This is a genomic window from Citrobacter sp. B72 (assembly GCF_016894305.1).
In the GTDB taxonomy this organism is placed as follows: Bacteria; Pseudomonadota; Gammaproteobacteria; order Enterobacterales; family Enterobacteriaceae; genus Citrobacter; species Citrobacter portucalensis.
In genome coordinates this window covers 4,212,505-4,231,006 of record NZ_CP069801.1, presented here as the reverse complement: position 1 = coordinate 4,231,006, position 18,502 = coordinate 4,212,505, and the positions used below count along the sequence as shown (strand labels likewise).

Sequence of the window (18,502 nt, the reverse complement as noted above, 5' to 3'; positions counted from 1 at the left end):
TTCGGGTAAATAATTGCGATGATGCTCGCAAAATATCACTTAATCAAGCGTTGCTGTGTCTATTTCGGCCAACACTAAAAACAATATTCATTATCGAATTCGCAGGTTAAATAAAACACTTTTTTCGCCATATTATTTTTAAGTTATTCATGCTCATTCATATGGGGGGGATAAAAAACCTTGCTTTAGTAATTGTTATTTGTCTAACTATACGAAAAGAAAAGGTTATTTCCTGGGGTGTTATGCTGGTTTCTGCTTGTTAATAAAAGCAATATCGGTAATTTGAAGTGTTGGGTTTATCATATTTTAAACATGCATTACATTCCCTTTATATATTTGAATGTTTGGCAGAAATAGGACGCTCGGTTCCCAATACACAGAGCGAAATAGATATGGGTGAAGATAAAAATTATTCCCTTTGACGAAAAGGTCTACGGATACACCACATCAAAAAAGGCGCCAGTGGGCGCCTTTAAACCTGACCATCAGCCCCCAGGTTTTGCGAGATGGATAAGCGTGTCGACACGCGCGGGGGAAAGCGGTTCGCGCGGCTGCGGCAGCGGCCAGCCGTACAGCCAGCGGGCGCTGGTGGCGCAGACTTTCCCCTGACAGGCCCCCATTCCACAGCGTGAGGCGAGCTTTGCCGCCTGCCAGCTTTCGGCGTTTTGCACGTCGCCACAACGAATATCCTCACAACGGCAGAGCAGCGTATCCGCGGTGGTCGCGGCTTTTAGCGACTCCGGCAGCGCAAACGTCGTATGCAACGCCTGGGCAAAACGCTGCCAGCGGGCGCGCGCGGAGATGGCGCTTTGGGCCTTTTGCGGACAATTTGCGGCGGCGTAGCCGGCAATTTCTCCCTCGGCTAACGCCAGCTCGCTGCCGCCAAAGCCGGTGCATTCTCCTGCCGCATAGATATCCTGCACGCTGGTGCGTTGCTCCGCGTCGACCCAAATAGCCTGATTTTCTGTTTTGCAGCCAAAGATTGCGCCAGGTTCTATATTCGGTACCAGCCCATAGCCAATGGCCAGCCTGTCGCAGGCGATCTCTCGGGTTTGTCCCTGGTGGCGCACGGTCACTGACTGCAAACAGGTATCACCCTGCGCTTGGATGACCTGGCTTGCCGGATGATATCGGGCTGGAAAGAGCTCGCCGAACTGACGCAATTTTTCAGGCCAGCGCCATAGCCCGGTTGCGAAACGGGCCAGTGCGCTCATCGGGGCCTGTTCGATGATGGCGACAATATTCCCGCCAGCGCGTTTCACCGTACTGGCGACCGCCAGCAGAAGAGGACCGCTGCCTGCAATGACCACGCGTTCCCCCTTGAGTTGCAGGCCATGTTTTATCTGCGCCTGCAGGCCTCCAGCCCCCGTCACATTGGGTAGCGTCCAGCCGGGAAAAGGCAGCGAGAGTTCTCTGGCGCCGCAGCATAAAATCAGCCGCTGCCAACGGATTTCGCCGCAGTCGTCTGCGGTTTCGAAGACTACGGAATGTGGGTCGGGGCGGGCAATTAGCCGGGCACCGCTCAGCAGTGTGATGTTGGGATGTTCAGTTACCGCCTGACGAAGCCGTCTGGCGTGCCGGGGGAGCGAAACCTGCGGCCCGTCGCGCCAGATTTGCCCGCCGGGGCGCGGGTTGTCATCAAGGATTATCACCAATTTTCCACAGCGTGCGGCAGCCAGTGCCGCCGACAATCCGGCTGGCCCTGCGCCAAGGATCAGGATCTCACAGTCAACGCTTTGCATGATGGCTCCTTTCAATCACCATTTCGGGCTGGCATTCCGTCTGGCAGGCCAGCACCCGGTGCCCGTTCACCGTGACGCGGCACTCCTGACAAACTCCCATTCCGCAGAAGGGCGCGCGCAGTTGACCACTCACCGAACGACGGGTCACGCTGTTGCCCACCAGGGCCAGTGCTGCTGCAATACTCATTCCGACGGGAACCTCACAGGTCTGGCCGTCGATAATTACGTTCAGGGTCGTCATGCGATGGCCTCCTGCTTGTGCAGGCGAGCGGGGAGCCAGGCATCCGGGGACACCGCCGGGCGCTCGCCAAGGATCTGGGCGCAAAGTAACTCGGCGGTTGCTGGCGCGGTTGTGACGCCGAGTCCTTCATGTCCCAGTGCCAGCCAGATACCCGGACGCGCAGGGTGTGGGCCAATCAGCGGGTTACCGTCAGCCGATGCCGCGCGAAAACCGCTCCAGCAACGGATGATATTTAGCGTCTCCAGAGAGGGTAAAAAATGGCGCGCGCGCGCCAGCATCTGTGCCAACAGGGGGAGATCAACCTCGCGGTCGGTGTTATCAAACTGGCGGGAGGAGCCAATCAGCAACTGTCCGGTGGGGCGTGGCTGAATGTTAAATGCCACTGAGGTGCCGCCTGCATGGGCGCTGGCACCGTATCCCAACTCTACCAGCTGGTGGCTGAGCAAGGGGCCGTAGCGGTCGGTGATCGCCAACTGACCTTTTTTGGGTCTGAGCCAGTTTTCACCCAGCAGCGTGTTGGCACCCAGACCGCTGGCGATGACGATGGCGCGCGCGCGCAGTCGTTTGCCGCTGTGTAGGGTGACGTAAGGGGCATCAACAGAGAGGGCGCTATCCCGAAGGTGCGTTAAATCGGCATCGTTAATAAACCAGCGGGCGACGTTTGGGGCGTAAACTATCCCGTCGCCGGGGACCCACAGCCCGCCAGCGAGTCCGGCGGTGAGCAGCGGTTCGCGTGCGGCAAGCCGATCGCGGGTCTGCATTTCACTGACAACCTGGTATTGTGCCATTCGTTGTTTTTTTTCTTCTGCCAGCGCAAGCTCTTGCGGCGTTTCCGCCAGCCACAGCGTGCCGCATCCGCGCCAGGCACAGCTTTCCGGCATCCGGGGCGTCAGTTTGCGCCAGCTTGCCAGAGACCAGGCGGAGAGTGCGAGCTCCGCAGGATCGTCATCCATGCACACCAGGTGACCCATACCTGCCGCCGTCGCGCCCGCATTGTCGTCATCGACCAGCGTGACTCGCTGCCCGCGAGCGGCCAGTTGCCAGGCGCAGGCGGCCCCGATAATCCCGGCACCGATGACGATGACGTCACTTTCGATCACAGCGAGATCCCCCAGCAGAACGGATCTTCAGGATTGAGGATCAGCTTGTTATCACCACAGACCCATGCCTCCCCGCGGATCGTCGGGACTATCTTGTCGCCATGCGGCACGAAATGCGCCGTAAATTCGCTGCCGATGATGCTCGCCTGCCGCCATGATTCTCCGGATTTGAGTTTTCCGTCCTCTGCCAGACAGGCCAGTTTGGCGCTGGTGCCGGTGCCGCAGGGCGATCGATCCCAGGCTTTACCGGGGCAGAGTACAAAGCTGCGGCTGTCCGCGCGATCATCTTCTGCAAACAGTTCTATGTGATCGATAATGCCGTCATGTTCGCCACGAATGCCTGCACGATCTAACCCTTCACGGATTGCCCATGCGTACTCCGTCAATTCAGGGATCTTTTCCGGCGAGACCGCGAACGGGTGATCGTTGACGAGGAAGAACCAGTTGCCGCCCCAGGCGATATCACCCGTTACCGTACCGTGGACGGTTTCAACCTGTACCTGCTTACGCCAGCGGTAGGCCGGTACGTTTTCGACCGAGACGCTGCCGTCTTCGTGCAGCGTGGCGGTCACATCGCCCACCGGCGTTTCAATCAGATGTTTACCGGGTTGAATGCGCCCAAGCCATGCCAGCGAGGCAATCAGCCCGATGGTGCCGTGACCGCACATGTTCAGAAAGCCGCAGTTGTTAAAGAAGATGACTCCCGCCGTGGCCTGTGGCGAAACTGGCTCACAGAGCAATGCACCGACCAGAACGTCGTTACCGCGCGGCTCAAGAATAATGGCTTTACGCCAGTCGTCGTAGTCGCGGGAAAAACGCTCCCGACGCTCGCTCATGTTCCCCGTTCCCAGATCCGGAAAGCCGTCGATGACCAGGCGAGTGGGTTCACCGCCGGTGTGAGAATCAATCACTCTCAGTTCACTGTACTGTGCTGTCATAGGATCTCCGGGAAGTTAATGTTTTGTTGCTAAATGCTGACGCAAGCCTTGCGTCCCGGCTTGATCGCTTTCGTCACCGCAAATGACGAAATCAGCATAATGACCGCTGTCATCGTTAAGGCATTATCATATTTATTTGTTATTAATCATTTTGTTAGTGACGTGGTAAACCAAAATAGGCAACTGCGCCAGTGGCTGGAAAAGGGGAAATTATAAATCTACGGCAGGATCGCAAAACGCAGTAAGGATGCTTGCTAGGTTAACAAAAAGTTAATAGATATTCAGATCACTAATCGGGAGGAAGCGTGATGTCCTGTGTGATTAATGATGTGCGGGCCCCGTCGCCGGTGCCTGAAGTGGCTGAACTTAGCCAGATATGTGAGGGGTTGGCGCGTCAGCGTCCGGACAATATCCAGACGTTGCTCCATGCGATGGCATTGATTGCGCCGCTGCTCAATGCCATTCCGAATGTGGTTTTTTTTATCAAAGATGTGCAGGCCCGCTATTTAATGGTCAATATGACCCTGGCACGACGCTGCGGGTTTAAGACGGTGGTTTCTCTGTTGGGTAAAACCTCTGCTGATGTTTTCCCTTCAGCGCTTGGGCTGGGCTATACCGAGCAGGATATGCGGGTGCTGCGCGAAGGGGTAACGCTGCGCGATCAGCTGGAAATGCATCTCTACAACGGTCGTGAACGCGGCTGGTGTTTGACCCAGAAGCTGGCGCTGCGGGATGCGCAGGGCCAGGTCATCGGTATGGCGGGGATTTCACACGATCTGCAGGAAGCGCAAGCGCGTCACCCGGCGTGGCAGCGGCTGGCGATCGTCGACGATCATATCCGCAACCATTATCACCGTCCCATCGCGATGGAAGAGCTAACTGCCCTGAGCGGCATGTCGGTGGCGCAAATTGAGCGCTACTGTAAGCGTATTTTTCATCTCACGCCGCGCCAGATGATCCACAAAGTTCGGCTGGAAAAAGCCACCGAACTGCTGGCGGGCGATACGCCGATTACCGATATTGCGTTGCAGTGCGGTTATACCGATCACAGCGCGTTTAGCCGCCAGTTTAAGGCGATGACGGGCTCTACGCCGCGTGATTTTCGCATTACGCTTGCCGGGTAAGACACACTCACTGTGCTAATTTCGTCATCAAAGAGGAAGAAAACCACCAAGCAGTCGGTCGCCTGAAACGTCAATCTGTCAGTGAATATTCACCATTCATTCACTTTAAATTAACAAATTGACGACAAGGAACCGAACATGAGCAAGAAAGCCATTCACTGGAGCGGTGTATTCCCGGCAGTCAGCACCCAGTTTCGTAGCGATTATTCCCTGGATCTGGATGCCACCCATACGGTGATGAAAAACCTGGTCAAGGATGGTGTTTCTGGCCTGGTGGTGTGCGGCAGCGTGGGGGAGAACACCTCTCTGACAACGCAGGAAAAGCTGCAGATCATCGAAGTAGCGAAAGATGCTGCGGGCGGTCAGATCCCGGTCATTGCGGGGGTGGCTGAATTCACCACTGCGTTTGCACAGAAGATGGCGAAAGAGGCAGAGCGTGTGGGCGTCGACGGTATTATGGTGATGCCTGCGCTGGTGTATTCCTCAAAACCGCATGAAACAGCGGCCCACTTCCGCAGTGTGGCTACGGCTACCGACCTGCCCATCATGGTGTACAACAACCCGCCGATTTACAAAAACGACGTGACGCCGGATATCCTGGCGACGCTTGCCGACTGCGACAACATCGTCTGTTTCAAAGACTCCTCCGGCGATACCCGCCGTTTTATCGACCTGCGTAACTCTGTTGGCGACCGCTTTGTGCTGTTCGCTGGGCTGGATGATGTGGTGGTCGAGAGCATTGCCGTTGGGGCGGAAGGCTGGATCTCCGGAATGTCGAACGCCTTCCCGCGTGAAGGGGAGACGTTGTTCCGCCTGGCGAAACAACAGCGTTATGAGGAAGCGATGGCGCTTTACCGCTGGTTTATGCCGTTGCTGCATCTGGATGCGCGCCCGGATCTGGTGCAGTGCATCAAGCTCTGTGAAGAATTGCTGGGGCGTGGCAGCGCCATTACCCGTCCACCGCGTCTGGCGCTGGAAGGGGATACCCGTGCGCAAGTGGTGGCGATTGTTGAGAAGGCGCTGGCGACCCGTCCACAGCTGCCGGATGTCGGCCTTTAAGTAAAGGAGTGATGATGACGCTACCTCTCTCTGTTTCGGGTCAGCAGTTTATCGCCGGACGTCGCGTGGCAAGTGGTGAGGCGACGCTGCCAAGCCTGCGTGCCGCTGACGGCAAGCTGACCGGATACCATTTTTACCCGGCCTCTCGTGGGGAGGCCGCCGCCGCCGCGGCGGCGGCTGACCAGGCGTTTCCTGTCTATTCACAGACAGCGCCAGACGTGCGTGCCCGCTTTCTCGACTCCCTTGCTGACGAGCTGGATTTGCTCGGCGAGGATTTTTTCGCCATAGCCCACCAGGAAACGGCACTGCCGCTGGCGCGGTTACAGGGAGAGCGCACCCGTACCAGTAATCAGCTGCGCATGTTTGCCGGGGTGCTACGTCGGGGCGATGCCTTTGGCGTACGTATTGATACCGCACTCCCTGACCGCCAGCCGCTGCCACGCCCGGACCTGCGTCAGTATCTGACCGCGCTTGGCCCGGTGGCGGTGTTCGGGGCCAGCAATTTTCCGCTGGCCTTTTCTACGGCAGGAGGCGATACCGCATCCGCGCTGGCGGCGGGTTGTCCGGTGGTGGTGAAAGCGCACCCCGGACATATGGCGACGGCGGAATTGACTGCCCAGGCGATTGTGCGTGCGGTCACGGCATCTGGCCTGCCTGCGGGCGTTTTTAACATGATTTTCGGCACCGATATTGGCGCGGATCTGGTTCGCCATCCGGCGATTCAGGCGGTGGGTTTTACCGGTTCGCTGCGCGGCGGTAAGGCGCTCTGGCAGCTGGCGCAGCAGCGTCCGCAGCCGATCCCCGTCTTTGCGGAAATGTCGGCCATTAACCCGCTGATTATTCTGCCGCAGGCTGTCGCCACGCGGGCAGAAACGCTGGCCAATGAGCTGGTGTCCTCTTTCACTTTGGGATGTGGGCAGTTTTGTACCAAGCCGGGGCTGATCCTTGTCTTACGCGGCGAGGGTATGTCCCGCTTCACGCAGGCGCTGAAGGTCGCGGTTGACCAGGCACCGGCACAGATCATGCTGAATGCCCCGACGCTTGCCCATTATGAAGAGGGTGTCAGCGCGCTTGAGGCACATCCGCATATTCAGCGTTTGGCAGGGTCTGATGAATCGGTTATCGGCCGCGCGCAGGCCCGGTTGTATCAGGCTCCGGCTTCGCTGCTGCTGGCACAGGATCTACTGCTACAGCAGGAGGTGTTTGGCCCGCTGGCGGTGTTGGTCGAGGTGGCCGATGAGGCGGAGTTGCAGTCCATTTTGCGCGTGATTCCGGGCCAACTGACGGCTACTGTGCACGCCGAATCTGATGATGGGCCGCTGGCGCAGCGCCTGCTGCCAGCCCTCACCGAAAAAGCGGGACGCGTTTTGTTTAACGGTTATCCGACCGGTGTCGAGGTTTGTGATGCCATGGTGCACGGTGGTCCGTGGCCTGCCACCACCGATGCTCGCGGTACCTCGGTAGGGACGCATTCCATCGACCGTTTTTTACGCCCGGTATGCCTGCAAAATGTGCCTGCCGCGCTGCTTCCGCCTGCTGTCCAGGATGACAACCCTCTGAACCTGCTGCGCCTGATTAACGGGCAGTGGACCCGGGAAGCCATTTCCCCCTCTGTTGACTGAAGGGCATGACCATGACGATTCACTCTACGCACCAAACACAGGCCCGCGTTGCTGAGGTGGGTAAATTTAAAAAGCAGCTAACGCTAACCGACCTGACGTTTATTGGGCTTGGGGCTATCTTCGGTTCCGGCTGGCTGTTTGCCGCAAGCCATGTGGCATCGATTGCCGGACCTGCGGGCATTGCCTCGTGGGTCATCGGCGGGATTGCCGTTCTGCTGTTAGGGATTGTCTATTGTGAGCTGGGCGCGGCACTGCCTCGTGCCGGGGGGATTATCCGTTATCCGGTCTTTTCCCACGGTGAGTTGATGGGGTATCTGCTTGGATTTATTACGCTGATTGCGTTTTCAAGCCTCATCTCCATAGAGATTGTTGCTGCGCGGCAGTATGCGGCAGCATGGTTCCCGATGCTGACTCAAACTGGCTCAAGCGACCCAACGCTGCTGGGATGGGTGGTGCAGTTTTTGCTGCTGTGTTTGTTCTTCGGGCTGAATTACTACAGCGTAAAAACGTTTGCCCGTTCCAATAACATCATCAGTATTCTGAAATTTTTGGTACCGCTAGCGGTCGTTGTGACGCTATTTACCTTTTTCAAACCTGAGAACCTGCACGTTCAGGGGATTGCACCCTTTGGTATGTCGGGCGTTGAGGCTGCGATTAGCGCCGGTGGGATCATCTTCGCCTACCTGGGGTTGACGCCAATTATTTCGGTGGCGAGTGAAGTAAAGAATCCGCAGCGTACCATTCCGGTGGCGCTGATTTTATCCGTGGTGCTGTCGACGATTATTTACGTGCTGTTGCAGTTGGCATTTCTTGGCAGTATTCCGACCGATATGCTGGGTGGCGGCTGGGCAGAGATCAGCAAGCAATTCTCGCTGCCGTACCGGGATATCGCCATTACGCTCGGTATGGGCTGGCTGGCGTTTATGGTGGTGTGTGACGCGATTGTCTCCCCAAGTGGTACCGGCAATATCTACATGAACGCCACGCCGCGCGTGATTTATGGTTGGGCGAAAGCTGGCACCTTCTTTAAGACGTTTACCCACATCGATAAAGAGTCTGGCATTCCGCGTCCGGCGCTGTGGCTGACCTTTGCATTGTCTATCTTCTGGACATTGCCGTTCCCGTCATGGGAACAGCTGATAAGCGTGGTGTCGGCGGCGCTGGTACTGAGCTACGCCATTGCCCCGGTCACGGCGGCGGGGCTGCGTCGTAATGCACCGGATTTGCCGCGCCCATTCCGCGTGCGTGCCTTCGGGATTATCGGTCCGGTGTCGTTTGTGATTTCGGCGCTGATTGTATTCTGGTCTGGCTGGGGCACGCTGTCATGGCTGCTGGGACTGCAGATTGTGATGTTTGTCGTCTATGTGCTTTGCAAATCAAAAGTGCCGGTACACACCGTGAGTCTGGCGCAGCAGGTGAAATCGTCTCTGTGGCTTATCGCCTTCTACGCGCTGATTATGCTCTTCTCCTGGCTGGGTAGTTTTGGGGGCACAGGGGTGATTGGTCATCCGTGGGATACGGTGGTGGTGGCGGTGATGTCGCTGGGAATTTACTACTGGGGTGAGCGAACCTGTCTGCCGCGGGCTAACTTTACCGGTGATGAAGAAGATTAAAGGAGTCGGTCATGGAGATGGTAAACCTCTCGTTAACAGAGGCTTATGCGCTGGCATATAAGGTGCTGCGCGGGAACGGATTCAGTGAAGCGCATGCCGTGGCGATCGCGACAAACGTGACCCACGGTGAGCGTGATGGCTGTGCCTCGCATGGTTTGTGGCGGTTGCTGGGGATTGTGGAGACGCGACGTAAAGGAAAGGTGTCACCTGACGCTGAACCGGTTATCACCGATACCGCGCCGGCCATTGTGAAGGTGGACGCCGGTGGGGCATTTTCCCTGCTGGCATTCGAGCGCGCGCTTCCGCTGCTGATAGAAAAGGCGCGCCACAGTGGTATTGCAGCCCTGGCGATTAACCGCTGTGTGCACTTTTCGGCGCTGTTTGCCGACGTTGAGCCGCTCACCGAGGCAGGGCTGGTGGCGCTGGCGACGACGCCCAGCCATGCGTGGGTTGCTCCCGCAGGCGGGACGCAGCCGCTTTTTGGCACTAACCCGATAGCATTTGGCTGGCCGCGTGAAGAAAAACTCCCGTTTATCTTCGACATGGCCACCAGTGCGGCGGCACGGGGAGAGATCCAACTCCATCAACGGGCGGGAAAAGCGGTGCCGGAAGGGTGGGGGATTGACGGTGACGGTCAGGCCACCACCGACGCGCAGGCGATCCTCGACGGTGCGATGTTGACGTTTGGCGGGCATAAAGGGTCGGCACTGGCGGCAATGGTGGAACTGCTTGCCGGACCGCTCATCGGCGATATGACCAGCGCGGAATCGCTGGCGTGGGATAAGGGGGCTGGCGGGTTGCCCTATGGTGGCGAGCTGATTCTGGCCCTGGACCCGGCCCGCTTTCTGGGACTGGAGGCTCCGCAGCATCTGGCTCGTGCCGAGAGACTCTTTGCCGATATGCAGCGGCAAGGGGCGCGTTTGCCGGGCGAGCGTCGCTATCTTTCCCGTACGCGTACAACTTGCGACGGTGTGGAAATAGCCCATTCTCTGTTCAAGGATATATCCGCGTTAGTGAAATAATTATTGGCATTATCGCGATAACAGGCGGGATGATGTCCCTCCTGTTATACGTTTTTTGTCACGTGTTTCTTTTTCATCCTGTGTTTTGCGCGTAATGTCTCCTTGCCAGGATCTATGCAGAGAGGGAAATCGCGTATGGTGACAGATAACGAGGTATTGGAATTTTTTCGGGGGGAGTTATCTCTCGCGGTAACGTTTACTTTCAAGCCTATCCCGATTGAACTTGATACGCCGCTGCAAGGTTACGCTGAATGGGATGAATTGCCGTATGCCATTGAAGATTTTGGAGAGAAATATAACGTTGATGTTTCAGTCATTGATTTCGAGGCCTATTACCCGTGGGAAAGAGAGTCGGTCTATCGAAAGTGGTTTACCAAAGAACCCATCAAGCAAGTGTCAAAGCCGCTTACTGTACGTATGTTTGCAGAGTCAGCCAGAGCAGGTTGCTGGTTATACGATTGATTACAAGGAGTTTTAAAATGGCAGTACCTGCTCAATAACCGACGCCTGGAACGAACGCGCCACGGCACAATGGAATGATGTTGCAGTCCACTCTAAAAAGGCGCCTACAGGCGCCTTTAGCAAGACCGTTACCTCTTCGACTCTTTCCCCGTAATCACCGCGATAAACTCCAGCACCTGCTTTTGCTTGCGCGTGGAGAGCTTTTCTACTTTGCGCAGCGATTGCATCAGTTCTGACTCTTCGGGTTCAACGGCAAGGGCGGTGAGCACGATGCAGCCTTGCATTACGCGCACATCGACGCGGGTGCCGGTGTCGAATCCGGCGGCTTTCAGCCACATCCCCTTCATCACGATGGACGGAAACTGGACGTACTTCACCGGCAGACGGCTGTAATCGGGATAACGGCTCGCATATCCCACCTTCAGGCGACGGTTATCTGCGGCGTGCACTTCTGAATCAAACGAAACTGCAATACAATGCGTATCAGTCATGGTGACTATTCCTTGTAAATAGTGACTGTGATCAGCGATGCGGGGGTGTTGGTAGCACCTTCGCATCGCGCTAATAAAACCCCTGTAAATTACCCCAGTATCTTGGGCGAAGTCCAGATGTAAATAAGATGAAATAAGCGCGAATAGCACGCTTTCGGAATAAATAGAAAACGCCTTCATCCCAACAAATCCAGTATTATTCACCGTATTTATTCATTGCCTTTTGCACGCCTGAATATTCCCACATTCCAGAAAACAGTGCCCGTCGGCATCTGGACAAAAATGCGATCTAACTCACTGAAGCAAATAGCAAACTCTGAAACAACACCGTTTTGTACACTTTACTTTACACTTTTAGTGATGTAAATCACAAATATCACTCTGTGAAGTGATCCGACTCTCACAAAATGAGGTGTACTCATTCAGCAATACATTACGAGCACAGCCTGGAAAGTTAAGTTTTCAGTATTTCCACTCTCCGCAGACACACTACGATGAATGGCAAATCGAAACGCAAAAAAAAACTTGTTGAATATTAACGGGTAAAAAAAAGACGTGTGATTTGTATCACTCACATTTACAGCTTTTTAAATTATTGCCAGTGATTAATGTTGACCGGGCTATTTCCATAATCAATCAAATCTTGCATAGTGCCTCCACATTATTTCTCCCCCTAGCTCAGGAGGCGAATAGTTATATTTCATCAGACTTTATTGATGAACCAGGTATGCTTTACTTCACATTAATACGTACATGACCACTGTTACTGGAGAAACAAAATGAATTATCCGGCAGAACCCTTCCGTATTAAAAGCGTTGAAACTGTATCTATGATCCCGCGTGATGAGCGCCTTAAGAAAATGCAGGAAGCGGGTTACAATACTTTCCTGTTAAATTCGAAAGATATTTATATTGACCTGCTGACCGACAGTGGCACCAACGCAATGAGCGACAAGCAGTGGGCCGGAATGATGATGGGTGATGAAGCTTACGCGGGCAGCGAAAACTTCTATCATCTGGAAAGAACCGTGCAGGAACTGTTCGGCTTTAAACATATTGTTCCGACTCACCAGGGGCGTGGCGCAGAAAACCTGTTATCGCAGCTGGCTATTAAACCAGGGCAATATGTTGCCGGGAATATGTATTTCACTACCACCCGTTATCACCAGGAAAAAAATGGTGCGGTGTTTGTCGATATTGTTCGTGACGAAGCGCACGATGCCGGTCTGAATATTGCTTTTAAAGGTGATATCGATCTTAAAAAATTACAAAAACTGATTGATGAAAAAGGCGCCGAGAATATTGCCTATATCTGCCTGGCGGTGACGGTTAACCTCGCGGGCGGGCAGCCGGTCTCGATGGCGAACATGCGTGCGGTGCGTGAACTGACACAAGCGCACGGCATTAAAGTGTTCTACGACGCTACCCGCTGCGTAGAAAACGCCTACTTTATCAAAGAGCAAGAGCAGGGCTTTGAGAACAAGAGCATCGCCGAGATCGTGCATGAGATGTTCAGCTACGCCGACGGTTGTACCATGAGTGGTAAAAAAGACTGTCTGGTGAACATCGGCGGCTTCCTGTGCATGAACGATGACGAAATGTTCTCTTCTGCCAAAGAGTTGGTCGTGGTCTACGAAGGTATGCCATCTTACGGCGGCCTGGCCGGACGCGACATGGAAGCCATGGCGATTGGCCTGCGCGAAGCCATGCAGTATGAGTACATCGAGCACCGCGTGAAGCAGGTTCGCTACCTGGGTGATAAGCTGAAAGCTGCTGGTGTACCGATTGTTGAACCGGTAGGTGGTCACGCGGTATTCCTCGATGCGCGTCGCTTCTGCGAGCATCTGACGCAGGACGAGTTCCCGGCACAAAGTCTGGCCGCCAGCATCTATGTGGAAACCGGCGTGCGCAGTATGGAGCGCGGAATTATCTCTGCGGGCCGTAATAACGTGACCGGTGAACACCACAGACCGAAACTGGAAACCGTGCGTCTGACTATTCCACGCCGTGTTTATACCTATGCACATATGGATGTCGTGGCTGACGGTATTATTAAACTTTACCAGCACAAAGAAGATATTCGCGGGCTGAAGTTTATTTACGAGCCGAAGCAGTTGCGTTTCTTTACTGCACGCTTTGATTACATCTAAAAAATAGTTATGGCCCCATCACGTGATGGGGCTTTTTTGTATTCCTTTTCCATGAACAGGAAGCCTTTGCGGTGCCCGTTACCGTGACATAACTAAAAAAAGTAAACCCTGACTCCGACATTTTTATTATCCGCATGATGTACAAATGACAGCTGTAATTATAACGAATAGTCTACAGGAACATTTATCATGGATATTAATGCCATTGAGCGACAGAGTAGTACCCCCGGACTGATTAGCGGAACCATGTTGGTTATCGCGACCGTAGTGGGTGGCGGGATGTTCTCCCTGCCGATTGCGATGGCCGGCGTATGGTTCCCCGGTGCGTCTGTTATTCTTCTGTTTATCGCCATCATGATGTTATTAACCGGTCTGATGCTGGTTGAAGTCAACCTGCATTATGGTGCTGGTGCCAGTTTTAATACCTTTACTCAGGATTTATTAGGCCGTAAGTGGAATATCGTTGTCGGTATCGCTTTCGGCTTTGTGTTGTATATTCTGACCTATGCTTATATTTCCGGATCGTCAGCGGTGATGGCGCAAACCGTGTTCAAATACAGCGGCGTGCGCTTTCCGGCGAATATCTCGGTGGTGATCGTCAGTATGCTGGTCGGCGCGATTGCCTGGTACAGCTCCTTGCTGGTCGGACGCATCACTACCGTGTTGATTATCGGTAAGTTTATCGCGTTCTTTGCTACTTTCTCTGGGCTGGTTGGTCATATTGAAGTGGCGAAACTTGTCGACAGCGTGGCGGTGGCGCTGCCCAACTCACAGTACCTGCCTTACATTCTGATGACGCTGCCGTTCTGTATTATCTCGTTTGGTTTTCACGGTAACGTGCCGAGCCTGGTCAAGCTGTATGGCAAGAGTGGGGTCCCGAATATCACGCGTTCGATTATCATCGGTACGCTGTTTGCCCTGCTGCTGTATATCTTCTGGCTGGGCGTCACGATGGGTAACATCAGCCGTTCCGCGTTCCCGCCAATTATCGCCAAAGGCGGCAATATCGACGTGTTTGTTGAGGCCATCAGCGAGCTGTTCACCAGCCGGTATATGGATCTGATCCTGACCTTCTTCGGCAACTTCGCAGTAGCCAGTTCTCTGCTGGCGGCGACGCTTGGCTTGTTCGATTACATCGCCGACCTGTTTCACTTCCCGGATGACGGCATGGGCCGCCTGAAAACCGCGCTGGTGACCTACTTCCCGCCAGCCGCCGTGTGCTTCTTCTTCCCGAACGGTTTTGTGCACGCGATTGGCTACGCCGGTCTGGCCTTTACCATCTGGAGCGTGATCCTGCCGCCGTTCCTGGTGAAAGCCGCGCGGAAACGTTTTCCGACCGCCAGCTATACCGCGCCCTGTAATAACACCGTGCTTAACCTGGTGATTGTCTGTGGAGCGGTTGTCTATCTGACGGTTGTTCTGGACGTATTTGGTCTGTTGCCAACGTTTCGTTAGACGGAGTCAAAATGAAAAACGTGTTGTCTGTTCAGTCGTCAGTCGTTTATGGCTATGCCGGAAATAAAGCCGCTGTGCTGCCGATGCAGCTTTCGGGGATCGATGTCTGGCCGTTTTACACCGTACAGTTTTCCAACCACACCCAGTACGGGATGTGGCAGGGCATGGCGATGCCGCACGGCGAGCTGAGCGCCATTATCAGCGGGCTGGATGACCTGCAAAAGCTGGCGCAATGCGACGCTGTGCTGTCCGGGTATCTTGGAGATAAACGTCATTGCGAAGAGGTGAAGCACGCGGTCACCACCATTCGTCAGCGTAATCCGCAGGCGCTCTATTTTTGCGATCCGGTGATGGGCGACCCGCAAAAAGGCTGCATTGTCGCGCAGGGCGTAGAGTCCTTTTTTGTCGATGATGCCATTCAACTGGCCGACATCATGGGACCGAATCTCTATGAGCTGGGCGTGCTGACGGGCAGACAACTGCGTAGTTTTGACGAGGTGGTGGAAGCTGCGCAGCAGCTGGTGTCGTGGGGTGTGAAGAAGGTGCTGGTGAAGCATCTCGGCGACTGCTCACGGGACAAACAGGCGTTTGAAATGCTGCTGGTGACGCCGGAACAGACGTTACACATTGCCCGGCCGCTGTATACCTTTGCCAAAATGCCGGTGGGTGTTGGGGATCTGATTTGCAGCTTGATGCTGGCCTCACTGCTCAATGGTTATGAGGACAAGCAGGCGCTGGAGCGGACCACCAGTGTCGTCGATGCGGTGATGCGACTGACGAAAGAGCATGATTCGTATGAACTGCGACTGATAGATGCGCGTCACCAGATAATGGATCCGCAAATTCGCTATCGGGCAGTGGTACTGTAGCGCCGCAAGGAGGCCCTATGTTTCTGACATTGCTGCGACTTCAGCATCCTCTGGTCTACCGTTTCGCGTGGCTTCGTCTGTGGGTGGCGGTGTTAAGAGCATGCGGTCTGCGTAAGAGGAAGGGGTGAACATTTTTCGCTGCTGTCGCTGCCGGATGCGGCTCGCGCCTTATCCGGCCTACAAATGAGCGTGAAACGCAGGCCTACAAATGAGTGTGAAATGTAGGCCTGATAAGCGAAGCGCCATCAGGCATAAGTGCCAGGTATTACACGCGGAAGTAGCGTGGTGGAATCAACGCGGAAAAGGCGTCGAACTTCTTCACCATCTTTTTCCAGAACAACATAACAACAATCCTCGATTTGAAACATCGGCGCTATTTTAGTCAGCGCCGACAAATCGTAAAGCCTGTCGCCTTGTTCCGTTCCTGGGGCGGTGTAAACCTTTTTGGTCACTGTGTCGTCAAATACGATTGCCGCGAATTTGACGGGGTTGACAATGGCTTACGCCATAAACCAGTAATAAAAGAGACCAACCTTTAAGCCGAGGATCACAATGTAGGCGCAGCAGTATTTCATGGTGCCAGACATAATCTGGTTGGCCTGACCGTCCATTTTGGTGGCAGAAACCGCGATGGCGATGCTTTGCGGCGAAATCATTTTCCCGCCCGTAGCGCCAGAGGTATTGGCCGCCGCCAGCCAGTTGGGATCGATATGTAACTTGCTGGCAGCAATGGTTTGCAGCTTGCCGAACAGAATGTTCGAGTTGGTATCGCTGCCGGTAACGAACGTGCCCAGCGCGCCAATCACCGGGGCGAGGAAGACGTACGAGCTGCCGGTCAGATCGACAATCGACTGCGCCAACGTGGAGATAATCCCGCTGAGATCCATCACCGTGGCCAGCGCGACGATCGCCATAATTGCGACGATAGAGTTTTTAAGCTGGAAAATCGTTTTGATAAATACTTCCAGCATCCCGCGTGCGGACGCTCCCTGAATAAAACCGCCGATAATGGTCGCAAAGATGATCAGCATCCCTGGTGTGGTCACCCATTCAACTTTCAGTGCCATCGTTTTGCCGTCAGCCAACGTGAAATGCAGCACCGAAGCCAGTTGGGACGCCGCACCTTTTATTGTCGGGAACAGCGGCGAACACAGCAGGATAAATACAAAAATAAACAGATAGATAGAGCCCACGCGGAACAGCACTTTTGCCGAGCGTGGCGTGGTTTCGCGGGTATGGCTGACCTCAATGCGCCACTCGGGATCGGTTTTCCCTTTGCGCAGGCGACTGACCATCGCCACGGCAAACAGGCTGACCAGGCTACCGGCAAAAGCGGGTAATTCCGCGCCAAGATGGATGGCGACAAAATATTGCGGAACCAGCGTGGTGATGCCGCAAATCAACGTGATCAGAAATACGCCACGAATGGCTTTCAGGCCGCCGCCAATAATGCAGACAATCACAAACGGCAGCAGGATATTAAACAGCGCGAGCTGCAAAATAATGGTTCCGCCTAAGGTATAAACCGGCAGATTAACCTGCTCTGCCAGAATAGAAACCGGGATCCCGACCGCGCCGAATGCGGTGGGAACGGTATTCGCCACCAGAGAAGCAATAGCAGCCTTCAGCGGGTTGAATCCCAGCGCAATAAGAATGCCGATCGGAATAGCGACCGCCGTGCCATAGCCCGCTGCGGCTTCAAGAAATCCACCAAAACACCATGAAATCAGCAGCACCTGAATACGCTTATCTTCGCTAATGCTGGCGAGAATATCGCGCAAAATATCCAGCGCTTTGGTCGCCTGCATGACGTTATAACTGAAAATAGCGCCTAGGATCACAATCACAATCGGCCATAACCCCTTCAGTGCACCATAGCCTATCGCGGCTTTCAGATTTTGTACGGGCATTTCCCAGAATATTGCCGATAGTGCAGCGGTGAATACCAAAGAAATCAGTACGGAATAATGGATGGGCATTTTTAATTTCAGTATTAAAAATACCATAAGTAGTAAAGGAGAGAGTGCCAGGGCAAACATAAAATATTCGTTCATTGCTATTCCTGATTGGTTCATTAAACCTGATTTATATTTATGGCGGGAAGGCTACATTGCCGTGTAAATAAAATATGTAAACTGAATCGCTTCAGTGAATAAAGTAATTATGATTTGTGGTTTTGTAACTATTGTAATCTTTTAATTAAAATTCAATGCCATGTAAATATACTTAAGAGCAAGGTAAATACCCATAAGTGGTTATTTAATAACATTTTTAATAATGATAGTGACGAAAGTAGTAATCATTTGAAACTATTTTATAAGGTGTTAATAACACTGTTGTTTTCAATATAAAAATGTGAGCAAGTCCGAAATAAATAAACATGGGTATTGCATATGCATGTTGATTAGGAGATTATTTGGTTTTGTCATACAAATGAAAATACAGACATTTGCGATTGTCCTGATATAAGAAGAGGAGAGTCGCTATCAAAGGAAAACGATCCGTGCATCATAATGAACCCAGACATTAGTAAAACCAGCAAACATAAAAACTGGGCATGAAATACGAATGAACATTTGCTTGATATCGCGATATCAAGCGCAATAAACAGAAA

16 protein-coding genes are annotated in these 18,502 nt (G+C 53.8%); 10 read left to right on the top strand and 6 right to left on the bottom strand.

Annotated elements, in window-relative coordinates; translation table 11 throughout:
* Positions 1–485: 485 nt before the first annotated feature.
* From JQN59_RS20205 to JQN59_RS20190, 4 genes are read right to left on the bottom strand one after another with little or no spacing between them, the layout of a single operon-like run.
* The gene (locus JQN59_RS20205) at positions 486–1,742 is read right to left on the bottom strand and encodes an NAD(P)/FAD-dependent oxidoreductase (protein ID WP_149607570.1); all 1,257 of its coding nucleotides are present in this window, start codon (positions 1,740–1,742) and stop codon (positions 486–488) included.
* The gene (locus JQN59_RS20200; protein WP_048215038.1) at positions 1,729–1,983 is read right to left on the bottom strand and encodes a (2Fe-2S)-binding protein; all 255 of its coding nucleotides are present in this window, start codon (positions 1,981–1,983) and stop codon (positions 1,729–1,731) included. The genes JQN59_RS20205 and JQN59_RS20200 overlap by 14 nt, the downstream gene beginning before the upstream one ends.
* Positions 1,980–3,083: an NAD(P)/FAD-dependent oxidoreductase gene (locus JQN59_RS20195; RefSeq protein ID WP_149607571.1), complete on the bottom strand. Its 1,104-nt coding sequence runs from the start codon at positions 3,081–3,083 to the stop codon at positions 1,980–1,982. The genes JQN59_RS20200 and JQN59_RS20195 overlap by 4 nt, the downstream gene beginning before the upstream one ends.
* Positions 3,080–4,021 carry a 4-hydroxyproline epimerase gene (locus tag JQN59_RS20190; protein ID WP_003830113.1) on the bottom strand — a complete coding sequence of 314 codons (942 nt, stop codon included), beginning with the start codon at positions 4,019–4,021 and terminating at the stop codon, positions 3,080–3,082. The genes JQN59_RS20195 and JQN59_RS20190 overlap by 4 nt, the downstream gene beginning before the upstream one ends.
* A gap of 33 nt (positions 4,022–4,054) precedes the next feature.
* Here JQN59_RS20190 and JQN59_RS20185 point away from each other — a divergent pair, with 33 nt between their 5' ends.
* From JQN59_RS20185 to JQN59_RS20155, 7 genes are all read left to right on the top strand, one after another.
* Positions 4,055–4,237 (top strand): hypothetical protein, encoded by a 183-nt coding sequence (locus JQN59_RS20185; RefSeq protein WP_048215035.1) that lies wholly within the window; start codon positions 4,055–4,057, stop codon positions 4,235–4,237.
* 92 nt (positions 4,238–4,329) lie between these two features.
* A complete protein-coding gene (locus JQN59_RS20180; protein ID WP_008786078.1) occupies positions 4,330–5,145 on the top strand; it encodes an AraC family transcriptional regulator in 816 nt (271 codons plus the stop codon).
* Positions 5,146–5,283: 138 nt separating this feature from the next.
* A complete protein-coding gene (locus JQN59_RS20175) occupies positions 5,284–6,204 on the top strand; it encodes a dihydrodipicolinate synthase family protein (RefSeq protein WP_003830108.1) in 921 nt (306 codons plus the stop codon).
* 14 nt (positions 6,205–6,218) lie between these two features.
* The gene (locus tag JQN59_RS20170; RefSeq protein WP_149607572.1) at positions 6,219–7,826 is read left to right on the top strand and encodes an aldehyde dehydrogenase (NADP(+)); all 1,608 of its coding nucleotides are present in this window, start codon (positions 6,219–6,221) and stop codon (positions 7,824–7,826) included.
* 11 nt (positions 7,827–7,837) lie between these two features.
* Entirely contained in the window at positions 7,838–9,439 is a 1,602-nt protein-coding gene (locus tag JQN59_RS20165) for an APC family permease (RefSeq protein WP_149607573.1), read from the top strand.
* 11 nt (positions 9,440–9,450) lie between these two features.
* A complete protein-coding gene (locus tag JQN59_RS20160) occupies positions 9,451–10,461 on the top strand; it encodes an Ldh family oxidoreductase (RefSeq protein ID WP_149607574.1) in 1,011 nt (336 codons plus the stop codon).
* A gap of 135 nt (positions 10,462–10,596) precedes the next feature.
* Entirely contained in the window at positions 10,597–10,923 is a 327-nt protein-coding gene (locus JQN59_RS20155; protein WP_149607575.1) for a DUF1493 family protein, read from the top strand.
* 128 nt (positions 10,924–11,051) lie between these two features.
* Here the strand turns inward: JQN59_RS20155 and symE are convergent, their stop codons facing one another.
* Entirely contained in the window at positions 11,052–11,414 is a 363-nt protein-coding gene (symE, locus tag JQN59_RS20150; RefSeq protein WP_149607576.1) for an endoribonuclease SymE, read from the bottom strand.
* A gap of 779 nt (positions 11,415–12,193) precedes the next feature.
* Between symE and JQN59_RS20145 the strand changes: the two genes are divergently transcribed.
* From JQN59_RS20145 to pdxY, 3 genes are all read left to right on the top strand, one after another.
* The gene (locus tag JQN59_RS20145) at positions 12,194–13,564 is read left to right on the top strand and encodes a tyrosine phenol-lyase (RefSeq protein WP_048215031.1); all 1,371 of its coding nucleotides are present in this window, start codon (positions 12,194–12,196) and stop codon (positions 13,562–13,564) included.
* 189 nt (positions 13,565–13,753) lie between these two features.
* Complete coding sequence (locus JQN59_RS20140; protein ID WP_003830097.1) at positions 13,754–15,019, top strand: aromatic amino acid transporter; 1,266 nt, start codon at positions 13,754–13,756, stop codon at positions 15,017–15,019.
* Between the two features lie 11 nt (positions 15,020–15,030).
* Positions 15,031–15,888, top strand: a complete 858-nt coding sequence (pdxY, locus tag JQN59_RS20135) for a pyridoxal kinase PdxY (protein WP_048215029.1) — start codon at positions 15,031–15,033, stop codon at positions 15,886–15,888.
* 500 nt (positions 15,889–16,388) lie between these two features.
* On the opposite strand, the gene JQN59_RS20130 is transcribed toward pdxY, so the two are convergent.
* A complete protein-coding gene (locus JQN59_RS20130; protein ID WP_008786084.1) occupies positions 16,389–17,942 on the bottom strand; it encodes an L-lactate permease in 1,554 nt (517 codons plus the stop codon).
* Positions 17,943–18,502 lie beyond the last annotated feature (560 nt).

Excerpts from the sequence above, each read along its gene's own strand:
- JQN59_RS20170 (WP_149607572.1), top strand. The coding sequence starts at position 6,219 with ATGACGCTACCTCTCTCTGTTTCGGGTCAGCAGTTTATCGCCGGACGT.
- JQN59_RS20145 (WP_048215031.1), top strand. The coding sequence starts at position 12,194 with ATGAATTATCCGGCAGAACCCTTCCGTATTAAAAGCGTTGAAACTGTA.
- pdxY (WP_048215029.1), top strand. The coding sequence starts at position 15,031 with ATGAAAAACGTGTTGTCTGTTCAGTCGTCAGTCGTTTATGGCTATGCC.
- JQN59_RS20185 (WP_048215035.1), top strand. The coding sequence starts at position 4,055 with ATGCTGACGCAAGCCTTGCGTCCCGGCTTGATCGCTTTCGTCACCGCA.
- JQN59_RS20190 (WP_003830113.1), bottom strand. The coding sequence starts at position 4,021 with ATGACAGCACAGTACAGTGAACTGAGAGTGATTGATTCTCACACCGGC.
- JQN59_RS20200 (WP_048215038.1), bottom strand. The coding sequence starts at position 1,983 with ATGACGACCCTGAACGTAATTATCGACGGCCAGACCTGTGAGGTTCCC.
- JQN59_RS20180 (WP_008786078.1), top strand. The coding sequence starts at position 4,330 with ATGTCCTGTGTGATTAATGATGTGCGGGCCCCGTCGCCGGTGCCTGAA.
- JQN59_RS20165 (WP_149607573.1), top strand. The coding sequence starts at position 7,838 with ATGACGATTCACTCTACGCACCAAACACAGGCCCGCGTTGCTGAGGTG.
- JQN59_RS20155 (WP_149607575.1), top strand. The coding sequence starts at position 10,597 with ATGGTGACAGATAACGAGGTATTGGAATTTTTTCGGGGGGAGTTATCT.
- JQN59_RS20140 (WP_003830097.1), top strand. The coding sequence starts at position 13,754 with ATGGATATTAATGCCATTGAGCGACAGAGTAGTACCCCCGGACTGATT.
- JQN59_RS20175 (WP_003830108.1), top strand. The coding sequence starts at position 5,284 with ATGAGCAAGAAAGCCATTCACTGGAGCGGTGTATTCCCGGCAGTCAGC.
- JQN59_RS20130 (WP_008786084.1), bottom strand. The coding sequence starts at position 17,942 with ATGAACGAATATTTTATGTTTGCCCTGGCACTCTCTCCTTTACTACTT.
- JQN59_RS20205 (WP_149607570.1), bottom strand. The coding sequence starts at position 1,742 with ATGCAAAGCGTTGACTGTGAGATCCTGATCCTTGGCGCAGGGCCAGCC.
- symE (WP_149607576.1), bottom strand. The coding sequence starts at position 11,414 with ATGACTGATACGCATTGTATTGCAGTTTCGTTTGATTCAGAAGTGCAC.
- JQN59_RS20160 (WP_149607574.1), top strand. The coding sequence starts at position 9,451 with ATGGAGATGGTAAACCTCTCGTTAACAGAGGCTTATGCGCTGGCATAT.